Origin of the sequence: Glaciimonas sp. PCH181, assembly GCF_003056055.1 — a bacterium.
In the GTDB taxonomy this organism is placed as follows: domain Bacteria; phylum Pseudomonadota; class Gammaproteobacteria; order Burkholderiales; family Burkholderiaceae_D; genus Glaciimonas.
The window spans coordinates 1,917,065-1,934,530 of record NZ_PYFP01000001.1 but is presented as its reverse complement, the minus strand read 5'-3'; the positions used below and the strand labels follow the sequence as shown (position 1 = coordinate 1,934,530).

The 17,466-nt window shown below is 51.5% G+C and carries 17 protein-coding genes; 12 read left to right on the top strand and 5 right to left on the bottom strand.

What is annotated here, in order from left to right:
- Together modB and modA are read right to left on the bottom strand one after the other, a co-directional pair.
- Positions 1 to 672: a molybdate ABC transporter permease subunit gene (modB, locus tag C7W93_RS08980; protein ID WP_108439698.1), complete on the bottom strand. Its 672-nt coding sequence runs from the start codon at positions 670 to 672 to the stop codon at positions 1 to 3.
- A gap of 104 nt (positions 673 to 776) precedes the next feature.
- Positions 777 to 1,544, bottom strand: coding sequence for a molybdate ABC transporter substrate-binding protein (gene modA / locus C7W93_RS08975; RefSeq protein WP_108439697.1), 768 nt, complete (start codon positions 1,542 to 1,544; stop codon positions 777 to 779).
- A 173-nt stretch (positions 1,545 to 1,717) separates the two neighbouring features.
- Here modA and C7W93_RS08970 point away from each other — a divergent pair, with 173 nt between their 5' ends.
- The 4 genes from C7W93_RS08970 (at position 1,718) to C7W93_RS08955 (ending at position 5,897) form a co-directional block, all read left to right on the top strand.
- Positions 1,718 to 2,071, top strand: coding sequence for a winged helix-turn-helix domain-containing protein (locus tag C7W93_RS08970; RefSeq protein WP_108439696.1), 354 nt, complete (start codon positions 1,718 to 1,720; stop codon positions 2,069 to 2,071).
- A gap of 124 nt (positions 2,072 to 2,195) precedes the next feature.
- Positions 2,196 to 3,935: a ClcB-like voltage-gated chloride channel protein gene (locus C7W93_RS08965; protein WP_108439695.1), complete on the top strand. Its 1,740-nt coding sequence runs from the start codon at positions 2,196 to 2,198 to the stop codon at positions 3,933 to 3,935.
- Between the two features lie 157 nt (positions 3,936 to 4,092).
- Positions 4,093 to 4,626, top strand: a complete 534-nt coding sequence (locus C7W93_RS08960) for a hypothetical protein (RefSeq protein WP_108439694.1) — start codon at positions 4,093 to 4,095, stop codon at positions 4,624 to 4,626.
- 365 nt (positions 4,627 to 4,991) lie between these two features.
- Positions 4,992 to 5,897, top strand: a complete 906-nt coding sequence (locus tag C7W93_RS08955; protein ID WP_108439693.1) for a 23S rRNA (adenine(2030)-N(6))-methyltransferase RlmJ — start codon at positions 4,992 to 4,994, stop codon at positions 5,895 to 5,897.
- A 40-nt stretch (positions 5,898 to 5,937) separates the two neighbouring features.
- Here C7W93_RS08955 and C7W93_RS08950 read toward each other — a convergent pair whose 3' ends face one another.
- Positions 5,938 to 6,858 carry a methylglyoxal synthase gene (locus C7W93_RS08950; protein WP_108439692.1) on the bottom strand — a complete coding sequence of 307 codons (921 nt, stop codon included), beginning with the start codon at positions 6,856 to 6,858 and terminating at the stop codon, positions 5,938 to 5,940.
- A gap of 191 nt (positions 6,859 to 7,049) precedes the next feature.
- Here C7W93_RS08950 and greB point away from each other — a divergent pair, with 191 nt between their 5' ends.
- The 8 genes from greB (at position 7,050) to C7W93_RS08910 (ending at position 15,359) form a co-directional block, all read left to right on the top strand.
- Complete coding sequence (gene greB / locus C7W93_RS08945) at positions 7,050 to 7,607, top strand: transcription elongation factor GreB (RefSeq protein WP_108439691.1); 558 nt, start codon at positions 7,050 to 7,052, stop codon at positions 7,605 to 7,607.
- A 297-nt stretch (positions 7,608 to 7,904) separates the two neighbouring features.
- Positions 7,905 to 10,127 carry a TonB-dependent receptor domain-containing protein gene (locus C7W93_RS08940; RefSeq protein WP_108439690.1) on the top strand — a complete coding sequence of 741 codons (2,223 nt, stop codon included), beginning with the start codon at positions 7,905 to 7,907 and terminating at the stop codon, positions 10,125 to 10,127.
- 64 nt (positions 10,128 to 10,191) lie between these two features.
- Positions 10,192 to 10,863: a MotA/TolQ/ExbB proton channel family protein gene (locus C7W93_RS08935; protein ID WP_108439689.1), complete on the top strand. Its 672-nt coding sequence runs from the start codon at positions 10,192 to 10,194 to the stop codon at positions 10,861 to 10,863.
- 1 nt (position 10,864) lies between these two features.
- The gene (locus C7W93_RS08930; protein ID WP_108439688.1) at positions 10,865 to 11,263 is read left to right on the top strand and encodes a biopolymer transporter ExbD; all 399 of its coding nucleotides are present in this window, start codon (positions 10,865 to 10,867) and stop codon (positions 11,261 to 11,263) included.
- A gap of 6 nt (positions 11,264 to 11,269) precedes the next feature.
- Entirely contained in the window at positions 11,270 to 11,947 is a 678-nt protein-coding gene (locus C7W93_RS08925) for an energy transducer TonB (protein ID WP_108439687.1), read from the top strand.
- Between the two features lie 22 nt (positions 11,948 to 11,969).
- Positions 11,970 to 13,400, top strand: coding sequence for a metallophosphoesterase (locus C7W93_RS08920; RefSeq protein WP_108439686.1), 1,431 nt, complete (start codon positions 11,970 to 11,972; stop codon positions 13,398 to 13,400).
- 45 nt (positions 13,401 to 13,445) lie between these two features.
- Positions 13,446 to 14,174: a phosphatase PAP2 family protein gene (locus tag C7W93_RS08915; RefSeq protein WP_108439685.1), complete on the top strand. Its 729-nt coding sequence runs from the start codon at positions 13,446 to 13,448 to the stop codon at positions 14,172 to 14,174.
- 117 nt (positions 14,175 to 14,291) lie between these two features.
- The gene (locus C7W93_RS08910) at positions 14,292 to 15,359 is read left to right on the top strand and encodes a YncE family protein (protein WP_108439684.1); all 1,068 of its coding nucleotides are present in this window, start codon (positions 14,292 to 14,294) and stop codon (positions 15,357 to 15,359) included.
- 67 nt (positions 15,360 to 15,426) lie between these two features.
- Here the strand turns inward: C7W93_RS08910 and C7W93_RS08905 are convergent, their stop codons facing one another.
- Together C7W93_RS08905 and C7W93_RS08900 are read right to left on the bottom strand one after the other, a co-directional pair.
- Positions 15,427 to 16,119 (bottom strand): glutathione binding-like protein, encoded by a 693-nt coding sequence (locus tag C7W93_RS08905; protein ID WP_108439683.1) that lies wholly within the window; start codon positions 16,117 to 16,119, stop codon positions 15,427 to 15,429.
- 84 nt (positions 16,120 to 16,203) lie between these two features.
- Positions 16,204 to 17,403, bottom strand: a complete 1,200-nt coding sequence (locus C7W93_RS08900; protein WP_108439682.1) for a pyridoxal phosphate-dependent aminotransferase — start codon at positions 17,401 to 17,403, stop codon at positions 16,204 to 16,206.
- Between the last annotated feature and the right edge of the window lie 63 nt (positions 17,404 to 17,466).

Here is a 17,466-nt window from a genome sequence, read left to right as displayed (position 1 = left end):
TCATTGCCTCCTGCGCTGGGCTTTTGGTACTAAACGTCCCGCAATTAGCAGCAGCACGACGCAAGTGACCGACGTAATTAAGACCAGCAAATTGGCAGTATTATCGTCACCGGCTTGCACCGCTTCATAGATAGCAACCGATAGTGTTTGAGTGCGGCCCGGCAGATTGCCTGCAATCATCAAGGTTGCGCCGAATTCGCCTAGCGCCCGCGCGAAAGCCAGCAAAATACCGGCGGTGATACCCTTGGATGCGAGTGGCAGTGTGACGCGGAAGAAAATCGCCACTTCGGAAATGCCGAGTACCCTTGCTGCGTTTTCGAGTTGCGGGTCAACATCTTCAAACGCGGCCCGCGCCGATTTCAATACTAGTGGAAACGCGACGATGGTAGACGCAATGACCGCGCCTTGCCAGGTGAAGACTAACTCGATCCCCCATTTTTCCAGCCACTCGCCGACTATCCCACGTCGACCTAATACGACTAATAAATAGTAGCCGAGGACCGTTGGCGGCAGCACTAATGGCAAGGTCAGAATGGAGTCGACCAAATCCCGCGCCGACGAACGCCAGCGTGCCAGGCCATAGGCGATGGCGACACCGAACACTAAATTCAGCAACGTCGCCCAGCCAGCGACCTTAAGCGAGAGAGCAAGCGGTACCCAGACCGCATTCATCGAAACTTATTCATTGTTAAATACTTATTCAGAAATCTATTGGCAATTGCATCGGTCATCCTCAAGGATTAACTTGAGGACGACATGATCGCCTCAAATAACGATTATGGCTTTAAAAATCCATAACGTGCCAGCGTTGCCTGACCTTTAGCCGACAAGACGTAATTGACGAATTCGTTAGCGACAGCGGCTTGTTTGCTAGCGCTCGTGACTGCAATCGGATACGTCACGGGTGTGGTAGATGGTACGCGCACCGCGACTTTGACCTTGCCCGGCATTACAGCAGCATCGGTCGAAAATACGAAGCCAGCCTCGACTTCACCGCGGGCAACATAGTCCAGACTTTGGCGAACATTTTGAGCCGGAATGCCTTTTGCTGAGACGGCATCCCACAAGTTTTCATGTTCCAGTGCAGCTTTTGTATAGCGACCGACGGGAACCGAGGCCGGGTTGCCGTAAGCAATCCGTTTAACTGCCGGCTGGAGTAGATCTTTCAGATTCTGAATCCCCAGCGTGCTATCGGCAGGCACGATCAATACGATTTGATTGCTGGCAAAGTTTTTGCGGCTGCTGACTTGCACGGCTTTTTCTGTTTCCGCCTTGTTCATCGCGTCCTGATCGGCCGATGCAAAAACATCGGCGGGCGCGCCTTTAACGATCTGTTGCAACAATACGTCTGAGGCGGCGAAGTTCAGCAATACTTTGGTATCCGGATGCTGCGCTTCAAAGTCTTGCGCGACTTCTTTGAACGCGTTGGTGAGGCTGGCTGCGGCGGACACGATCAGATCGGCGGAGTGGGCGGATACGCTGGCCAACATGAGCGGGAGTGCGGTGAGGGCAGTGACGGCAACGCGCTTGAAAACTGGCAGCATGAAATATCTCCGTGAATGACGAAATGAGGAAGCAAGTAACGAAGTAAGTAGCACTTATAGTGCAAAATCGATAGCGAAATATATGGCAGGATATAGCGTGCGTCAACTCGAATAATCCCAAATAGTCAAAAGTTGCGCTGCTTTGATCTTCATCGGCTTGCTACAATCTGGACATGACATATTCTAAAACGATCAGACTGAGAGTGATGCGGGGCGACGTCATTGCGTTTGGACCCGGCAAAGCCGCCTTGCTGCTGGCGATTGCCCAGACCGGTTCAATTTCTGCCGCCGCCCGCGCGCTGGGCATGTCTTACCGACGTGCCTGGTTGCTGGTTGAGGAAATGAACGTGAGTTTTCAGGAGCCATTGGTAGCAACGGCGACCGGCGGGGCTAACGGTGGCGGTGCCCGCATCACCGACCTGGCGCGCAGCATGTTAGATCGTTATGAACAAATGACGCGGAAGGCCGAAGCGGCTGTGGCACAGGATATGGGCTATTTCGATGCCCTTATGAAACCAGAAGAATAAGGCCGGACAGAAAAATATCCTTTTTTACAGCCATTAAAGACTTAAATGCTGTCGGCATAAGCAATATCAAAAGAGTGTTTTGTGCATTCAGATTAATCATTTAACACGGAACCATGCAGCCCTCATGCGGACCACTCTCCTTAAATACCGCCTTCGTATTCAGCGTTTGTTCCATTTTTCTCCCAGTCATTCGATGTTGCTATGGGCTGTTGTCGTCGGGTTTTTAGGCGCGCTGGCGACCATCCTGTTTCGCGAATGCATCCTCGGGTTGCAACTGCTGCTGACCGGGGAGAGCGGCAGTTTTGTGACGATTGCTAAAAGTTTATCCTGGCACTGGCGGGTAGTCCTACCGACGCTGGGCGGCGTGATAGCAGGCGTAATCCTGCTGCTGGCGAAACGGGTTCCGGCCGCGGCCACGTCTGATTATATGGAGGCGGTGACGATTGGCGACGGCAATATTCCAGTCCGACACAGTCTGTTGCGCAGTCTGTCTTCGCTCGCCACTATCGTCTCCGGCGGATCGATTGGGCGCGAAGGCTCGATGGTGCAATTGGCGGCATTAGCGGCATCGCTGGTTGGCCGGATTACTTATTTTGAGCCTAGTCGGCTGCGGTTGCTGGTGGCTTGCGGGGCAGCAGCAGGGATTACGTCGGCTTATAACGCACCGATAGCCGGGGCATTTTTTGTCACTGAGATCGTACTCGGGGCGATTGTGATGGAGAGTTTTGGGCCAGTGGTGGTGGCCTCGGTCGTCGCCAATATTACGATGCGCGCATTGCCCGGTTATAAACCGGCGTATGAAATGCCCGCTTTTCCGGATATTGCTGGCGGCGAAATCGCATTATTCGTGGTTCTTGGTATTTTGGCCGGGATTGCCGCGCCGCAATTTTTACGCTTGCTGCATTTCTCAAAACGGCAATTTCAAAAGACCGGCTTACCGCTTCCTTTACGCTTAGGGCTGGGCGGTTTGCTGGTTGGCCTGATGTCGGTATGGGTGCCGGAGGTATGGGGCAATGGCTATAGCGTGGTCAATTCGTTGCTGCATACGTCTTGGCTATGGTGGAGCATTGTCCTTATTCTGATTGCCAAAGTTGTGGCCACTGCCGTGACGACTGGCTCTGGCGCGGTGGGCGGTATTTTTACGCCGACGTTGTTTGTCGGCGCGGCGATTGGCCTGTTGTTCGGTGCAGTGGTGCATGTGATCTTCCCGAACGCCAGTTCACCGCCGTTTGCGTACGCGATTGTGGGCATGGGCGCATTTTTGGCGGCGGCGACCAGTGCGCCTTTGATGGCGATTTTGATGATTTTTGAAATGACGCTGAACTATCAGGTCATGCTGCCGTTAATGCTTTCTTGCGTGGTGGCTTATTTTATCGCCCGCAGTCTGAACGGCGGCTCAATGTATGACATCACCTTAAAGCGTAATCGCGATGTGCAGGAGCGCATGCGATTGCGCGGAATTCATATGTGCGATCTGATTCGCCCTGCGGATACGGTATTGCCGATGGATGCGCCATTCAATGAAATTAGCCGTTTGTTTTTAAAATATCCGGTCAAATATATCTATATCGTCGATGATGATAACCATTATTGCGGCGTGGTGGCTTTGCAAGATATTACGTCGGTTTTATTAGACAAGGGCGAGACCGAAAATCGCGTCGCCGCAGATTTTGTAAGGCGTGAGTTTTTGCATGTCATTACGCCTGAAATGTCGCTGGGAAATGCGTTGCAATTATTCCTCGATCATCAGGGTGAGCGTTTGCCGATTGTGCGCAGTCTGGCCGAACCAGTGTTATTGGGGGCGATTTTTAAGAGCGCGTTGCTGGAGGCCTATTTTCAATTGGATAACGTCAAGTTAGCGTAACCACAGCGAATGGCGGCCTCAGATCAGCAAACGTTGTTTTTAGGGTACTCTTTGCGGATGGGTTTGCAGGGGCGGTCAGCTGCATAAGATGTTAAATGGATATCTTTTTGGTTGTGCGGATCCTCACACCACAGAAAGCAGAAAGGCAGGGACCACAATGTTTCCGAAATGGGTGGCGGATCGCACGAAGTCAAAAGTGGTGAAACAAAGTGACATCCCCGCTTCTGACGCGGCCTTGCAGGCAGTGCGTCAACGTTGTCGGAGTTTCGTGTCACGCCGTGCATTATGGTCGGCTGGCGCGTCTGCGTTGCCTGTGTTTGGCGTCGATATCGCGGTTGATATCCATCTGCTGTCGGGGCTAATTGAAGACATTAATGCTGAATTCGGCCTGACGCCAGAGCAAATCGACGGTCTCCATCCAAAGCGCAAGGTTGCCACCTACAGTGTCATCGTGGCTGCGGGCAGTACGTTTGTCGGGCGCGTGGTGACGCGTGAATTGTTACTCAAGATTCTGATGCGCAGCGGTGTGAAAGTCGTCACCAAGAATGCCACACGATTAGTGCCGATAGCGGGCCAGATGGTCTCGGCAGCGATCGGTTATTCTGCCTTTCGCGCCATCGGAAATCATCATATCGAAGCCTGCACTAAAGTCGCTGAAGAATTGCTGAAAATCTCGCCGATCGAGGATTAATTGTTTTTATAGTAATTTTTCTATTTAAAGCTTATTAGCGAATTTGGGATATGTTTCAAAATGACCCTCGAAATACACAGTTAATCAGTACTATTAATAGCTATTAACAGCGCATATCAGTGATATCTGCCATCCAGCCGCTGAAATTGTTAAAATGCGGGTCTTCTCCATTGCAAAGCGGTTATATGGGCTTATTCATTGTCTTGAATAGGCCAGACCTGAAAGCTTGCGCTAGCCACACATTGCAGCGCTTACGACCTACCGTCGCATGGGGTATACGTGTTTTGTTGCAAAAATAGCGACAATAATGCTGCCCGTTGCCGATCTGCTGTTGGAATCACCCTTTTACCAAGATAGATATTTTTATGCTGAGTTATCGCCACGCTTTCCATGCAGGCAATCATGCTGATGTACTGAAGCATCTCGTGACCATCCAATTGCTGGATTACCTCGGTCAAAAAGATACCGCCTACACCGTTATTGATACCCACGCCGGTGCCGGTATGTACGCGCTGGATGGCGGTTATGCCTCCAAAAATGCCGAATTTGAAACCGGTATCAGCCGCTTGTGGAGCCGCAAGGATTTGCCGCCCGCGATTGCTGAATACGTCAATGTTGTGCGTAAACTTAATCCCGATGGCAAATTACGTTTTTATCCGGGATCGCCGTATTGCGCTGATGTAACGATGCGTGAACAAGATCGTTTGCGTCTATTTGAATTGCATCCTAGCGATAGCAAGATTTTGACGGATAATTTCCGCAAACTCGATGCGCAACGCCCACGCGGCAACAGCCGTGGCAAGCGCGTGATGATCACGCAAGGTAACGGTTTTATTGGTCTGAAAGCTTTATTGCCGCCGCCATCGCGTCGCGGTCTGGTGCTGATCGATCCGCCGTATGAAGTCAAAGATGATTATCGTCTGGTAAAAAATACGCTTGAAGATGCATTGCTGCGCTTTTCTACTGGTACTTACGCCGTATGGTATCCGGTGCTGAACCGGATGGAATCACGTCAAATGCCGGAAAAACTGAAGCGTTTAAAGGCAAACGGCTGGCTTAACGTAACGCTTACCGTTAAAACACCGTCGCCGGACGGTTTTGGCTTGCATAGCAGCGGTATGTTTGTACTGAACCCACCGTTCACTTTAGAGCCGCTTCTGAAAGAACTGATGCCGTATCTGGTGAAGACGCTCGGCACCGACTCCGGCGCAGGTTTTACGCTTGAATCCGGTGCGACGGCGGCAGTGAATACGGGTACACGGCGGGTTTAGTATTTTTGGGACGTTGCGGGTAAGGTAAAGTTGTTACAGCTTAAGCCACCCGCATCGCCACGCGTTTATCCAGTAACGCCAACCAACGCTCGCCGCATTCAGCATCGCTGATACATAACGCATAGTCGGTCACCGTGCGTGCGGCACGTTCAAGCAATTGAATATCGGCTTCGTGCTGCCGCGCAACATGCGGGTCTTCCAAAAACAGCACGCGCCGACATTGCTGGCGATCCAGTATTAATTCCGCGATTTGTGCATCGCCGCCCATCGGGCCACTCAAAAAAGGTCTTACCCAATGTCGACCAGCTTCTTCCCCTTTTATTTTCTGCGCCAGTTTGTTCAGCAAGCCGCCAGTCGTCCCAGTGGCGCAGCGAAACGCAAACTTGTCTAATAAAGCGAAGTTGCGCTCGGCAATCGCCAGCATGCGTTCTTTCATGGCATCGTGCGCAATCAGCGCGATGCCTTCATTCGCCAGATCGAACGTCGGGTCAAGTCGTGGATCAGGTGCTGCACCCAGCGCGGTCGCCTCTAGTTCCAGCCATTCACGGGCCCCTGCCAACGTCGATAAAAAAGGCTTGCCGTGAATCACGCACTGGCGTTTTAGCGCCACTGCTTCAGGAAAAGTCGAAGATGGATCGACCGGATCCATCAAATAAATGATTGCATCCAAGGTTCTGGTCGGATCGCTATCAACTACCCGCGATACTAGTTTCATCAAGCCGCCCTGACGACCATACGGAAAGCGTTCCACATGCGGATAGCCCGCTAGCAAGTTCAGTTGGCCCATTGCATCAAGCGTGCGGCCAACGACGATTAACTCTGGTTGTAAATGGTTTTCAATCGCGGCCCGGCTGCCATTCAGCAGTTGCGCCAATGCAGATTGCGGATCGTTCTGATGCGTCCGACTGGAAGCTAAACCGATACGGTAGCGGCGGCGTTCGGCGGAAGAGTTGTTTGGCATAAATAAAATATCCACATTGGAAAAATACGATTGCGGGGCTGGCTATGCACTTTACCTGTGCGGCTTGTTTTTTTGAAGCAGTATTGTCTTCCAGGTCAATTTGACGCCGCTTTATCGCATTATTTGAAGCGCTTGGGACGCGGTGCTGGCAATTACGTGACAGCTGCCAAAATCGCACTACAATACTGCGTATGAATAAAGCTTTTGTCAAAGAGTCCGATGGCGATGACGACGATCTGGAATTTGGATTGCCGCCGATTCCTGCTGGCACCAAAAATTACATGACGCCCGCCGGACATGCGCGCATGAAAGCCGAGTTACTCGATTTGATCGATAACGCGCGGCCAGAAGTGGTGCGGATTGTTTCGTGGGCGGCGTCTAACGGAGATCGTTCCGAGAACGGCGACTATATTTACGGCAAACGTCGGCTGCGTGAAATTGATCGGCGAATTCGGTTTCTGACCAAGCGACTAGATCAGGCTGAAATAGTCGATCCTAGCGTGCATCATGGTCGCGATCAGATTTTTTTTGGCGCGACGGTGACGTATCAAAATCAAGCCGGAGAAGAACATACGGTCACCATTGTCGGCATCGATGAACTTGATCCGCTGCATGGAAAAATTAGCTGGATTTCACCCGTCGCACGCGCACTGACCAAAGCCCACGATGGCGAATCGGTTACCTTGATGACGCCCGCTGGCCTTGATGAACTCGACATCTTGAACGTCACTTATCCTGCGCCTGAATGATCATTTTCGAATGATTATGTTTACCATTATCCTGGCGACGACATTGGTCGTCGTCATTTTTTTGCTCTCTGAAATATGCAAATAGCGTGCAGCCAATCGGCGCCGCATCAAGCTGATCAGCGCTGCGTTTTAAACGCATATTATTACGCCGTCGCATAATCCAAAAAATTAATCTAGCAAATTTAGTCGACCTATAGCTATGGATTTTTTTGGGTGGATGTAACTGTAGCTAAAGTGCAACGTCATTAAGCGGAAATATTCCTTCTTTAGCATGCCTCCTTTTCCACAGGAGCCATCATGAAAGTGTCTAGTTTCAAGCCAACACCGAAGTCTGGTGTCAAGCCAAGCATTCAGCCGAATCTCAAGCCAGGTCATCGCAATATCTTGCGCGCCATCGCCGTCATGTGCATCGTCACACCAGCCGTCGGCTATGCGCAACAAGCCACCGACCTGGGGGCAGTCAGCGCCACCGATGGTTCCGGTACAACTAGCCAAGCGACGAGTAAGCCTGCTGCAGCTAAGAGCGCGCCTTCGCAAGGATCGTTGACAGCCCGTTCGGCTCAATCCGAGGTGAGCGATGCTTTCATCCGTAACAATACCTCTCCTATCGCCGATTTCAGTCAAGTGATTCAAATGACGCCGGGCGTCTATAGCTTCAGCCCGAATGGTCCTGGCTTGGGTGATACCAAGACTTCTTTCCGTGGTTTTCAGGATGGCGATTATTCGATTACTTTTGATGGTATTCCGTTTCAGGACACCAACAGCCCAACGCATCATTCCTGGGCATTTTTTCCTAGTCAATTTATCGGCGGCGCAATCGTCGATCGCAGCCCAGGTTCGGCCGCGACGATTGGCCCTGCTAACTTTGGCGGTTCGATCAACTTGTTGTCGCGCAATCTGGAGCCGCAACAACGCACCAGCGTTACTGGTTCTTACGGCACTTGGAACACGTCACTGATCGGCCTGGAACACGAAACTGGCCAGATTGGCAGCGATGGCACGTCTAATCTGCTGATCAACGTTCATGAAATGAAGTCAGACGGTTACCAGAGCTTCAACAAGCAGAAGCGCGATGACATCTCTCTGAAATACCAGACCGCGTTGACCGACAATACAACATTGACGCTGTTCGGTTCTTACATCGATTTGCACACAAATACGCCGAACACCAAAGGCCCTACACGCCAGCAAGTGGCGCTATTTGGCGATAATTATTTGTTGAGCGCCAACCCGGCACAGGCAAATTATTACGGCTACAACTTTTACCATGTCACGTCAGATTTTGAATATATCGGCCTGACGTCTAGCCTTGGTAATGGCTGGAAGCTGGACGATAAGCTTTACACCTACGCTTACCATAATCAACAAAACTACAACGGCACTACCATCACGCCAACCAGCGGCACTGACAAGCTCAATGGCTATCGTACTTATGGTAATTTGCTGCGCTTGAGTCAAGAGTCCGGCATGGGTACTTTCCGTACTGGTTTGTGGTCGGAATATGCCGATACCAACCGCTATCAAATTCCGTCGGATCCGCGTACTTGGGTAGATGCAGTACTGCCTAACTTCCACGAAAAATTCAAAACGACGACCTTACAACCGTTTGCCGAGTACGAATTCAACGTTACCAACGATCTGAAAATCACGCCGGGTATCAAGTTTGCGTCATACCAGCAGGATTTCACCCAGTTTGCTGACAACGGTAAGACAGTCGGTAACCTTGGCGGCTTGCCTAGCATCACGCATTCAGTGACTTATAGCGCCTACTTGCCTTCGTTCGACGTGCATTACAAATTGCAACCGAACTGGTCGGTATACGGACAATACGCGGTCGGTAACGAAATTCCACCAACCAATGTATTCGACGTAAAAAATGCCAACGTAACGGCGTTGCCTGCTGCGATAAAATCGAAGACTTTCCAGATTGGATCGGTCTGGAAATCGGACAAATTTACATTTGATATCGATGCGTACCATATCAAGTTCGACAATGCGTACTCGTCATTTACCGATAATGCTGGCAACACAACATTTTTCGCAAACGGTACTTCTACCACGCAGGGTATCGAAGCGGAAAGCAACATCATTTTGGGCGGCGGATTTAGCCTGTATCTGAATGCTACTTATGGCAGCTCGAAGTTTGCCAATGGACAATGGGTCGCCAGTGCCCCTAGCGATACAGAAACAGTGGGTTTGAACTATGAGTACGGTGCCTGGAACACGGGTTGGTTTAACAAGCGTATCGGCAAGATGTACAACGATAACGGCAGCACGCATCAAGCTGTGACCATCAATCCGTTCACGATTTCCAATCTGTTTATTAACTACACAATGAAGAGCCCTGTGAAGTGGGCGAAGCAAGCCAAGCTGCAATTGGCGATCAATAACGTGTTTAATAAACAGAATATCGTTGGCGTGACGCCAGCGTCGACCAGCTCTTCTGCGCCAGCGCCGGGCGATGTGCTGACAATCTTGCCACCGCGTAGCACTGCATTGACGCTGACTCTCGACTTCTAATCCTGTCATCTGTTATCCGATTCACTAGGGAGAGCCTGGCTCTCCCATTTTCTATTTCCCCACAATGAATATCTCCCATTTATTCGAACTCGCTAACGAATCCGGCGGCACGCTGTACCTGATGATGGTGCTACTGCTGGTGGCTTTAACCGTCATCATCGAACGCAGTCGTCATCTATCGAATATGCAACAAGGCGGCGAAAAGTTGATCGCAATGCTCAAAAAAGAACACGGTCAGCTCAGCGCTGTTTCGGTGCCGAAAAAGCTCTCGAAATTGCCGCACGTCCGCTTGTTTGACGTTTTACAGAAAGAGCCGGCCAGCACTGATCGTGAGACTTTCGGCGGCCATCTGGAAGAAGTCATCATGCACGAAGTACCGATCCTCGATCGCACTTTGTGGGTACTTGATACCGTGATTACACTGGCACCTTTGTTAGGTTTGTTTGGTACGATCATCGGTATGTTCAATGCCTTTCACGTGTTGGGCGATGCGCAAAATGGCGCTGCCCAAATTACCGGCGGTATTGCAGAAGCGTTGATCGCGACGGCTTCAGGCCTGTTGATTGCGATGATCGGACTGATATTTTTTAATGCTTTGCATACGCGCGTGCGCATGGTGGTGCATCAGTTGGAAACGATCAAGATTATGCTGGTCAATCGCCATGATCGCGTTGCCATGCAATTGGCGTCCGGCGTATCTCCGGTGAAATCGATCGCCATCCCAGCGAGGGCCTGAGATGCGCTATCTTGAAACACGCAAGGCGCGAATTGAAATCATTCCGATGATCGATATCATGCTGTTCTTATTGGTTTTTTTCGCAATGCTGACCTTGCGCATGATCCCGACTTCAGGACACGTCACCAAATTACCCAGCAGCTCCACCGCCGTCACCATGCCGCCACCAAAACTATTGGTGGAAATTGCACCGGATGGCACGTTGCTGGTCGAAAACCACACGCTGACGCCAGCGCAACTGACCGCTTTGCTGCGTCAACGGGATAGCGCTAAAACCTCCGTCACGATTGCTGGTAATGAGACCGCTTCGCTGCAACAGGTAATGGGCGTGATCGACGCGATTCGCAACGGTGGTGCTAGCGAAATCGGTCTGGCCACCCGCAATGCCAGCGGCAAGTAGGGCGCTATGTCTGCAAGTACTCGTCGTTTTCCTTTGCAAGCATTTGGCCTCGCAGTGCTGGTCGAGGCGGCGCTGGTCGCCATCGTTGCTACGATTCTGCTCGCCGCACCCTCAAAACCCGCATTATCTGAGCCGGTCCCTATCACGTTGCTAAGTGAGGATAAGCCGCCAGAGCCAACGCCAGTCGCGCCACCCAAGCCACCGGCACCGACGCCCAAACCGCAGCCTAAACCCAAGGTTGTGCCGACTAAGCCGCAGCCGCATATCCCGCAGCCAAAGCAGGTCGCACCAGCGACGCCGCCGACGGTGCCGTTGCCGGTTGCTCAGGCTGCGACCGAGTTCAGTGAACCTGCGACACCGGCAACGCCACCCGCTCCGCCGCCAGCGTCTAGCGGCAAGGGTGATCCAAGTGCCGAATATGCGGCCAAGGTACGCGCTGCGGTGCAGGCTGCCGTTTCGTATCCGCCAGCAGCGGCTGCGCTGCACTTTACAGGGCGGGTCCGGGTAGAGTTTCATCTGCGCGATGCTGTGCCTGGCCAAGCACGTGTCATCGTGCCAAGCGGTATCGGCATCATTGATCGGGCTGCGCTGCAATCGGTGCAAAGTGCGCAATATCCGCAACCGCCATCTGACATACGCGGCAGCGATCGGGTGTATCAGGTATGGGTTGAGTTCACACGTTAAGTTGCATTAGGGGGAGTACAGCATGGTCAGTTCGTTTTTCATTGCTTTCGCCCAGCGTTGGCGTTTGCTGGTTTGTTTAGTCGCAGGCGTTGCGTTGTTTGGGTGCGCTACAGTGCCGGATGGTGCCGGGAAAACGGCATCTGCTGCCTTCGTCGTACTTGGCGAAAATGGCGTGCCCGTGGCTAGGGTGCTGACTGTTGCCCAGCATTGTCCGTCGATTCAACTGGATGGGGTGCACGCGTCGATGGATTTGCGCGCAAAGTCAGAAGTTATCCCACAGAGAATGACCCGCTCGGCAGTGGACGAATCGAAGCCGTCTGACTTCCCTTTGCTGACCTGCGAAAAGATGATTCCACCCCACACCGTCAGCGCGACGGTGGAAGGAAAATCGTTGCCATTGCCTAAAGCGAAAGCGATGCGCATCGTGGTCATCGGGGATACGGGTTGCCGTTTGAAAAAGAGCGATGGGGCGTATCAACCCTGTAATGATCCCGATCAGTATCCGTTTGCGAAGATCGCCGCGTTAGCCGCCAAATGGAAGCCTGATCTGGTGGTCCACGTAGGCGACTATCTTTATCGTGAAAATGTTTGCCCCGACGGTAATGCCGGTTGTGCCGGAAGTGCGTGGGGCTATGGATGGGATGCATGGAAAGCCGACTTTTTTCATCCTGCTGCATCCTTGTTGCAAGTCGCACCGTGGGTAATGGTGCGTGGTAACCATGAATCCTGCGCGCGCGGTGGACAAGGGTGGTGGCGTTTTATTGATCCGCGTCTACTGACGTTGGGGCGTGATTGCAATGATGCTGCCAATGATGATATCGGCGACTATAGCGATCCTTACGCCGTGCCGATCGGCGGCGATGCGCAGTTCATCGTATTGGATACCTCTAATACTACCGGCGGTCCCATTCCTGAAGGAGATATCCGTCAGGAAAAATATCTGGACATGTACCATAAACTGGATACGCTATCGCAGCAATCGGGCTATAACATTGCTATTAATCATCATCCGATTCTGGGGTTTGCGGCAAAACATAATGCCAAAGGCGGCGTCTCTTTGTTGCCCGGTAATCAGGGATTGCAATCGGTGTTCGGCAAGGTCAATCCGCTTATTTTGCCGCCGCGGGTCAACGCGCTAATGTCTGGACACGTTCACGTTTGGCAAGAAGTAAGTTTTTCCAGTCCGCATCCGACCCAGTTTGTCGCCGGATTTTCTGGCACGCTTGAGGATGTTGTCCCTTTGCCAGCAGTCTTGCCGCCGGGCGCAACGCCAGCGCCGGGCGCGGTGGTGGAACATCTGAGCTCATGGGTCAATGGTTTTGGTTTTATGACGATGGAACGTCAGGACGGTAATCACTGGGACGTTAAAGTCTGGAATACCGCTGGTCAACAGGTGAACGCCTGTCGCATCGACGGCAGCAAGTCAGTGTGCGACGTCGCACAGGTAAAGTAATTTGAACCCCATTTTTCGTTAATATAAATAAATTTGAAGGTTGTTATGCGCAAACTATACGCAGCATTATTGTTTAGTTTTATGGCCGCTTCCAGCGTCATCAGTTCTCCTGTGTACGCAAAGGGCGCAGTACCATTCATATCCGCTACGGATCTTGATTTAATCAAGCTGTTGCCGCCGCCACCAGCAAATGACTCGGCTCAAAGTAAAGCTGAGCTGGGCGAAGTATTGGCGATGCAAGTTACGCGTACGCCAGAAATGGTGGCGCGTGCAGAAGCCGATGCAACCGAAAATATCTGGCGTTTTGCCGATGTAATGGGGCCAAAATTCACAGCTGAAAATCTGCCAAAATTTGCGGCATTTTTCGCAAGAGTGACAAGTACCGAAGGTTCGGTCGTCGATCCGTCCAAGGATTTTTGGCAGCGTCCACGTCCTTATCAAGCTAGCGAATTGGTCAAGCCGGTCGTCAAAATGACGGCGTCCGGTTCTTACCCGTCAGGACACGCATCCGGCGGAACATTAATGGGGATCGTTTTAGCAAATATGGTGCCGGAAAAACGGACTGAAATCATGGCCCGTGCGCGTGAATATGCCAACAATCGTATCGTCGGCGGCGTACATTATGCGTCAGACATTGAGGCTGGCCGTATTGTGGGTACATTAATCGCTGCTAACTTGATGACGCGCGATGATTTTAAGACCAGCTTTGCTACCGCCAAGGCCGAACTGCGCAAACAGTTGGCTTTGGGACCTGATACGCTCAGCAGTAAATGATGGGTAGGTGAACTGCGAATGGCGTGGTTGATACCCTTGGGGTATCAACCGCTTAGCGGCACAATTTGCCAAAGAATCAACCCAAAAATATCGTCTAAAAGCTAAAGGAATATCAGCATGTTTCTTCGTTCGTTGCGCAGCAAAGGTATTGCGCATTGTTTCCCATCATTGCCGCTCGCGGTCTTCTCTGTGGCGACGGCTATTGGTCTGTTCAGCCCACTTGCATCGCAGGCAAAAGAGTCCGGTTATCACATTATCGACAAACAGCATTTGGATGGCGATATTAAATGGGATTATCTGAGTATGGATGTAGCGAACCGGCATTTATTTATCACGCACGGTGACCGTGTCGAGGTGTTTGATGTCGATAAAAAGCAGATTGTCGGCGCAATTCCAGATACGCATGGCGTGCACGGCGTGGCAATCGCTGCTGAGTTGGATCGCGGATTTACCAGTAATGGCAAAGGCGACTCCGTCACAATATTTGCACTCTCAACGCTAAAAGTTATTGGCACTGCGCCCACCGAAAAAAAACCTGACGGCATCGTTTATGATCCGGCAAGTAAGCGCGTGTTTGTAGGAAATGGCGTTTCCGGCACTCTGACCCCGATTGATGCTGCAGAGGGTAAGTCATTGGCTGCAATACCGCTCGACGGTAAACCAGAGTTTGCCGTAGTTGATGGCAAAGGGCGCTTGTTTATTAATCTGGAAGATAAGAACGAATTAGTTGTGGTCGACACCCAAAAGTTGGCAGTTACGCAGCGCTACGCATTGTCTCCGAAGTGCGATGAGCCAGCCGGTCTTTCTATCGATCTTGCGACAGAACGGTTATTCGTTGGCTGCCACAATCGGACAATGGCAATTGTCGATGCGAATACAGGAAAAATACTGGCCACGCCAAAGATCGGTAACGACAGCGATGCAACGGTTTACGATGCGGGATCAAAACTGGCGTTTAGTTCAAATGCTGACGGTACGCTGGACGTGATTCAAGCATTGGACGCTAAGCGTTATCAGCGCAAGCAAAGCATCAAGACGATGATCGGTGCGCGGACGTTGGCGCTGGATCCGACATCTCACAAGGTGTATCTGATTGCGGCTGAGGCGGCACCGCAAAAGAAGGCTGGACGTCTAAGTTTTAAACCGGACACGTTGACGTTGATCACCGTAGTGCCCGGTCAGTAACGACTTCGCATACGTTTGCGGCCTCCAAAAAAAGGAGGCCGCTAATTTAACAACTTACTATTTCAGCTTATCGTTTTTGGTACTGCTGATTGCCGAATAAAATATCGCGTTCAGTAGTGCCGGTTAATGGCTTACGCAAATTGGCCAATACTTCCACACCGCGTTGCACGGCTGGACGTTCGCTGATGGTGTCAAACCATTTATGCAAATGTGGATAGTCACTCAATTCAACGCCTTGATTTTTCCATGAACGCAACCACGGGAAAGTGGCGATGTCAGCAATCGTATATTCGCTACCAGCCAGATAGGCATGTTGCGAAAGTTGCTTGTTGATCACGCCATAAAGTCGTTTAGCTTCGTTGGTGTAACGATCGACCGCATAGTCGATTTTTTCTGGTGCATACAGGCGGAAATGATGCGCTTGTCCCAACATCGGGCCAACGCCGCCGACCTGAAACATCAACCATTCCAGCGTTTTGAATTTTTCCTGATCTGTATTGCCCAGAAACTTGCCGGTTTTGCTGGCGAGATATAGCAAAATGGCGCCCGATTCAAACAGGGAAAATGGCTTGCCATCCGGACCATGCTCATCAACGATAGCGGGAATTTTGTTGTTTGGTGAAATTGCTAGAAATTCCGGTGTGAACTGTCCGCCTGCACCGATATCGATAGGATGCGCCGTGTAAGGCAGGCCGCATTCTTCCAACATAATATGTACTTTGTGACCATTCGGGGTAGGCCAGCTATAAACGTCAATCATCAATAGTTCCTTTTTGGGTGGTTAGTCGACAGGCAAATGCAGCCATCCTTGCGTTGGCTAGGTCAGCCCGCATCGCCGAAGGTTTTAAATGGCGCTTAATCGTTGTAAAGCTTGTTGCAAAGTTTGATCTTGCTTTGCGAAGCAAAAGCGGACGATGCCTGATTCACGCGGTGTCGCATAAAAAGCCGATACCGGAATCGCCGCTACGCCGATTTCGCTGGTCAGCCAGGTAGCAAACGCGACTTCGCTGACGGAAGAAATCGCTGAATAATCGACGCACTGGAAATAAGTGCCGTCCGATGGCAATAACGTGAAGCGTGAGTTTTTTAGTCCGGCGCGGAACAAATCGCGCTTGCGCTGATAAAAAGCAGGCAGTTCAAGATACGGTGCGGGGTTTTGCATGTACTGCGCAATGCCATGCTGAACTGGTGTATTGACGGTAAATACGTTGTACTGATGTACTTTGCGAAATTCTGCCGAGAGCGCTGCCGGTGCGGCCACAAAACCGATTTTCCAGCCCGTAACATGGTAGGTTTTGCCAAAACTGGATACGATAAATGCGCGTGCCGCCAATTCGGGATGACGGCTGATGGATTCGTGCGCCAGTCCATCGTACACCATGTGTTCGTACACTTCGTCCGACAAGATAAGAATATCTGTGCCTTGAACGATCTCGGCCAACGCTGCAATATCAGCGGCGCTGAAGACGCTGCCGGTGGGATTGTGCGGCGAATTGACCATGATCAATCGCGTACGCGGGCCGACCGCTGCCGCGACCTGATCCCAAGGCACTGCATACCCGTTCGCGCCCAGTGTCATCTGGACAAATACCGGCTTGCCGCCGGCTAATTCAATCGCCGGGACATAGCTGTCATACGCGGGTTCGATCACGATCACTTCGTCGCCAGGATGTACCGCGCACATAATCGCGGTCAGCAAGCCTTGGGTTGCCCCTGCCGTGACCGTAATTTCGGTCGCAGGATCGTAGCTGTGTCCGTATAGCTTTTTGATTTTGTCGGCAATGATGCTGCGCAGCGACGGGATTCCCACCATTTGCGGGTATTGATTCATACCATTTTTCATGGCGTCGCTGACGGCATCGACCAACACCGGGTCACAGTTGAAATCGGGGAATCCTTGCCCCAGATTAACGGCATTCTTCTCACTGGCAAGCGCTGACATAGTTGTGAAAATAGTCGTGCCGACTGCAGGTAGTTTTGATTTCAGGGCGAGGGCGGTCGGTGACGTTGAGGCGGAAGGGGTGCCATTGAGCTGCTTAGTCATGTGGTTCGATAGAGGTAAAGAGTGAAGGCCATTAGCGACAATTCGCCGGAAACGAACATTCTA

Coding starts and splice junctions, on each gene's coding strand:
- C7W93_RS08920 (WP_108439686.1), top strand. CDS start 11,970: ATGGTCAGTTCGTTTTTCATTGCTTTCGCCCAGCGTTGGCGTTTGCTG.
- greB (WP_108439691.1), top strand. CDS start 7,050: ATGAATAAAGCTTTTGTCAAAGAGTCCGATGGCGATGACGACGATCTG.
- C7W93_RS08925 (WP_108439687.1), top strand. CDS start 11,270: ATGTCTGCAAGTACTCGTCGTTTTCCTTTGCAAGCATTTGGCCTCGCA.
- C7W93_RS08970 (WP_108439696.1), top strand. CDS start 1,718: ATGACATATTCTAAAACGATCAGACTGAGAGTGATGCGGGGCGACGTC.
- C7W93_RS08915 (WP_108439685.1), top strand. CDS start 13,446: ATGCGCAAACTATACGCAGCATTATTGTTTAGTTTTATGGCCGCTTCC.
- C7W93_RS08955 (WP_108439693.1), top strand. CDS start 4,992: ATGCTGAGTTATCGCCACGCTTTCCATGCAGGCAATCATGCTGATGTA.
- C7W93_RS08900 (WP_108439682.1), bottom strand. CDS start 17,403: ATGACTAAGCAGCTCAATGGCACCCCTTCCGCCTCAACGTCACCGACC.
- C7W93_RS08960 (WP_108439694.1), top strand. CDS start 4,093: ATGTTTCCGAAATGGGTGGCGGATCGCACGAAGTCAAAAGTGGTGAAA.
- modA (WP_108439697.1), bottom strand. CDS start 1,544: ATGCTGCCAGTTTTCAAGCGCGTTGCCGTCACTGCCCTCACCGCACTC.
- C7W93_RS08905 (WP_108439683.1), bottom strand. CDS start 16,119: ATGATTGACGTTTATAGCTGGCCTACCCCGAATGGTCACAAAGTACAT.
- C7W93_RS08930 (WP_108439688.1), top strand. CDS start 10,865: ATGCGCTATCTTGAAACACGCAAGGCGCGAATTGAAATCATTCCGATG.
- C7W93_RS08940 (WP_108439690.1), top strand. CDS start 7,905: ATGAAAGTGTCTAGTTTCAAGCCAACACCGAAGTCTGGTGTCAAGCCA.
- C7W93_RS08965 (WP_108439695.1), top strand. CDS start 2,196: ATGCGGACCACTCTCCTTAAATACCGCCTTCGTATTCAGCGTTTGTTC.
- C7W93_RS08935 (WP_108439689.1), top strand. CDS start 10,192: ATGAATATCTCCCATTTATTCGAACTCGCTAACGAATCCGGCGGCACG.
- C7W93_RS08950 (WP_108439692.1), bottom strand. CDS start 6,858: ATGCCAAACAACTCTTCCGCCGAACGCCGCCGCTACCGTATCGGTTTA.
- C7W93_RS08910 (WP_108439684.1), top strand. CDS start 14,292: ATGTTTCTTCGTTCGTTGCGCAGCAAAGGTATTGCGCATTGTTTCCCA.
- modB (WP_108439698.1), bottom strand. CDS start 672: ATGAATGCGGTCTGGGTACCGCTTGCTCTCTCGCTTAAGGTCGCTGGC.